We start from the raw sequence: 3,918 nt of genomic DNA, 5'->3' as shown, positions 1-3,918 counted from the left end.
CGCCAGTACCTTCACTCTTAATGTCTCCGGCACCTCCAAAGTTGGCGATATTAGCAATACTTGTGTAGGGACCAAATGGGGTTGTGCTAGTGTTTCCAAACTCCGAACTTGCATTTGCTTTACGTGCAGCAGACATTCCAGAATTCTTTGCTGCACTGGTTGTCTCGTTTAATACAACAGTCAGCGTGTCGCCCACATTACGCGCACGACGATCTTCAAATAGAGGGCGATGGCTTACCGCATTCACATAAGGCCCACCAGAGTTTGCTGGATACAAGCTCCCCATATTTGCTGAGGTTTCTTGAATTGGTCTTGGTCTTGCAGAAGATGGTGTTGTCAGCAGTGATGGACGATCGGCACTGGCACAACCTCCCAAAATAATGGCGCTCAGCACTGACACTGAAAGTCCGCGATAGGCTCTAAATAATTTCATCATTACTGACCCATATTGCTTACGCGCTGCAAAATCTGATCAGACGCCGTTACTGCACGTGTATTGATTTCATATGCGCGTTGTGCCGCGATCAAATTTACCAATTCTTCGGCAACGTTTACGTTCGATTGCTCGATATAGTATTGGTTTGTTGTGCCCATACCATTTGATCCAGCAATATTATTTTGTGCGGTGCCCGATGCAGGTGTAGGAATAAAGTTACCACCACCTAAGGCTTGCAAGCCAGCTGGGTTAATAAAGTTAGCCATTGTCAGCTGACCAGCCTGAATCGCATTGGTATTACCCTGCAATGTGTACTGAACCAAACCAGCTTGGTTAATGGTGATTGATGTTGCATTAGCTGGTATGACTCCACCGCCCGCAACCACGTTACCCTGCATCGTCACAATCTGACCAGTTGCACTCTTACTAAACTGACCGTTTCGGGTGTAGGCCAAGGTACCATCCGCCAACTGGATTTGGAAATAGCCATTTCCTTGAATCGCTACATCTAGTTGGTTCCCGGTTTGAATCAGTCCACCTTGAATATTATTTCGCTCTGTTGATGTAACTGCAGCTCCAGCACCGATCTGCAGACCAGTTGGCAAGAGGTTTTGTGCATTTGCTGCGGAACCTGCAGAGCGCAATGTTGTATAGAGCAAATCTTGAAACATCGGCTGTACACGCTTAAAAGCGGTGGTCGATGAGTTTGCTAGGTTATTGGTAATAACGTCCAGGTTGAACTGCTGGGAGTCCATACCTGTTTTTGCTATCCATAAGGAACGTAACATTGTTTTTTTCTCTTGTTATTTAATGTTGATTAAGCTCTTGAAAGCGATAGCAAGGTAGTTGCTGATCTTGCGTTTTGATCTGCGAAGGTAATTGAACGACTATTTAAATCAAACAGTCGACTCTGATCAATCATTTGCACCATTGCCAAAGTCGGATTGTTATTACTCATTTCGAATGCGCCCTGCACAACCCTAACTAATGGATCTGCTGCGGCCTGTTGGCCAGGTAGATCAAATAATCCATCAGCTGCACGAACCAGGTCGTTAGTATTTGGATTAACGAGTTTGAGCTTCCCAGCTTGATTCAAGAACTGCGTACCAGGCAACTGGGTATATACAGCACCATCTTCAGCAATTTGAACTGTTGCTCCAATCGGAATCGTGATGGTTCCACCAGCACCTACTACCGGTATATCTTTACCAATCATCAACATACCCGTCTCATTGACCATGAACTTACCAGCTCTGGTATAGGCCTCTTGACCATCTGGACGACGGACTGTAAACATACCATCGCCCTTAATTGCCACGTCCAAAGCGTTTCCAGTCGTTTGCAATTGGCCTTGTGTGAAATTGCTACCTGGTGTTGTCTCAACCGAAAATACTCGCGTATCAGCGCCGTTGCCTGTGAAAGGAACACCATCACCCTTTAGCGGCACCGCGCGGAATGCACTAATCACCTCTCGAAAACCTGGCGTTAATGAATTTGCCAAGTTGTTCGAAGTCACCGCCAACTGCTGTGTAGAAGCAGTTGCTCCAGTCATGGAGGTGTATGCGTAGCGATTGATCATGAGATTGGCCGATTACTTTCTATTAACGGCCGATGTTGATAGCATCATCAATCAAGGTAGCAGCCATCACTTTAGTTGCTTGTGATACAGCAGAGTATTGACGCTGCAAGACCATCAATTTCACCAATTCTTCTGTGAGGTCAACGTTAGATTGCTCAACTGCTTTAGAGCGAATCGCACCCAAAGTACCGTCGCCTGGGAAGCTCAATAGCGGCTCACCTGAAGCTGAAGAAGCTTCATAAGTATTATTGCCGTTCGGAATCAATCCCTCAAGATTATTAAAGTAAGCCAAGATCAACTGGCCCTTAACAACTGAGCTTCCATTGTCATACTGAGCCACTAGCTTACCGCTGGAATCTACGTTATAGGAAGCTAACTGCGATGTTGCTGAACCATCTTGTGTATTGGTGTAAGTTTGCGCTGCAGATGAGTACGCCGTGCTTCCATTAGCTTCAATGGTTAACTGAATACCACCACCATTTAGCGTCTGAGCGTACTCCGATCCTTCGCCACGTGATGCATCAATATTAAATCGTGTTGCAAACTGAGGGTTGCCAAATGAATCACGTGATAAGGAGTCAATATTTTTACCGGCAATGAAACCCATTACACCAATCGATTGTTGTTCAGCTACTGGTGAACCTTCAATCAATACGCTCGCATCAGCAATGCCACCGACAACTGGATCTAAAACACTAGTTAAGCCAGTGACTCCAGATTTTCCAGCTGTACAGGTAAAGACTACAGTGGCTGTTGAAGCTGTTCCGGTAGACCATTCAGCAGCGGCACCCGAAGTAAAAACACCGCCCGTAGAATCACCGGTTAATGAATTATTGGTATTAACCGTTGTATATGCTTGGCCTGCAGTAATGCTAGCAAATGCGGCAGCAACTTGTGCTGCTGTAGCCCCTGATGCTCCAGCAGTAAATGTTAATCCTGCCATCGTCAATTTCTGGCCTGCAGCTAAAGCATTAAATGCCATTGATGCTGATGCCGCTACACCCTGCGTCTTTGTAAAGGTTGCATCCGTTCCACGAGTACCAGCACTGTCTAAATCGCCAACTGAGGCATATGGGCTTGAACTTGTAAATACAACTGTTTCAGTTGATCTTGTTCCAGTAGACCAGCCAGCAACTGTACCACTTGTAAATGCTCCCACGGTTGCAGCATTGGTAGTTAACGAATTATTTGAATTAACTGTTGTGTAATCTTCTCCGGGTGTAATACTTGCAAATGCTGCTGCAAGCTCTGCCGCGGATGCGCCTGCTGAGCCAGCGGTAAACGTGAGTCCTGCCATTATGAATGTTTTGGTGGCCGCTAAATCTGGAAATAATACTGATGTTATTTCCGTAACTGCAGTCGCACCAGCAGTTCTTGATGGAGGAGTTGGAGGCGTGATACTTGCATTAGGCGTAACTGGATTTCCATCCACCGTCGCAAATACTTCAAATCGATCTACGTTTACTGTGTACTCAGCTTTGATAGAACTTGTTCCGGCTACAGTTTGAGTCAGAGTGAGGTTAGTACCGTCTCTTAAACGCAGGTTATACACAGTTCCAACGGTGTTTGCCGCACCACTCATTGGGGTGAGTGTTGCCTCGTAAATTGACTCCGTACTTGCTGCGCCAGTTCCCAGAGCAACTGCTGTCGAAGAAATTTTATTAAATTGCTCACCAGGGGGTCTGTTGTATGAATCAACAGAGGCAATATCGGGATCAATAGTCTGAGTAGGGCTAAAGTTAAATGTACTACCCGCAGCAGTTCCAACCGCATCTGCAGTAATAGTTAAGTCCTGAGAGCTAACCTTTTTGTAGAACATTGATAAAGTATGCGCAAAGCCTTTATCGTCATAGATTGTCTGTGATGTTGCTTGACTGTAAGTTGTTGGATCAGTTGGCGAGAA

At 45.8% G+C, this 3,918-nt stretch carries 4 protein-coding genes; all 4 read right to left on the bottom strand.

The window, feature by feature from the left end; genetic code table 11:
• Positions 1–436: flagellar basal body L-ring protein FlgH (locus B7X71_RS13405; RefSeq protein WP_293601002.1), on the bottom strand; the 436-nt coding region annotated here is incomplete at its 3' end.
• Positions 436–1,224 (bottom strand): flagellar basal-body rod protein FlgG, encoded by a 789-nt coding sequence (gene flgG, locus B7X71_RS13400; RefSeq protein WP_293601001.1) that lies wholly within the window; start codon positions 1,222–1,224, stop codon positions 436–438. The genes B7X71_RS13405 and flgG, both read right to left, overlap by 1 nt.
• A 29-nt stretch (positions 1,225–1,253) precedes the next feature.
• Positions 1,254–2,015, bottom strand: coding sequence for a flagellar basal body rod protein FlgF (flgF, locus tag B7X71_RS13395; protein WP_215302819.1), 762 nt, complete (start codon positions 2,013–2,015; stop codon positions 1,254–1,256).
• Positions 2,016–2,037: 22 nt separating this feature from the next.
• Positions 2,038–3,918, bottom strand: a 1,881-nt coding sequence (locus B7X71_RS13390; protein ID WP_293601000.1) for a flagellar hook-basal body complex protein, incomplete at its 5' end; no start/stop codon positions are given.

This window comes from Polynucleobacter sp. 39-46-10 (assembly GCF_002282275.1).
The sequence above is the reverse complement of the archived record's forward strand: the minus strand, read 5'-3'. Positions and strand labels throughout refer to the sequence as shown.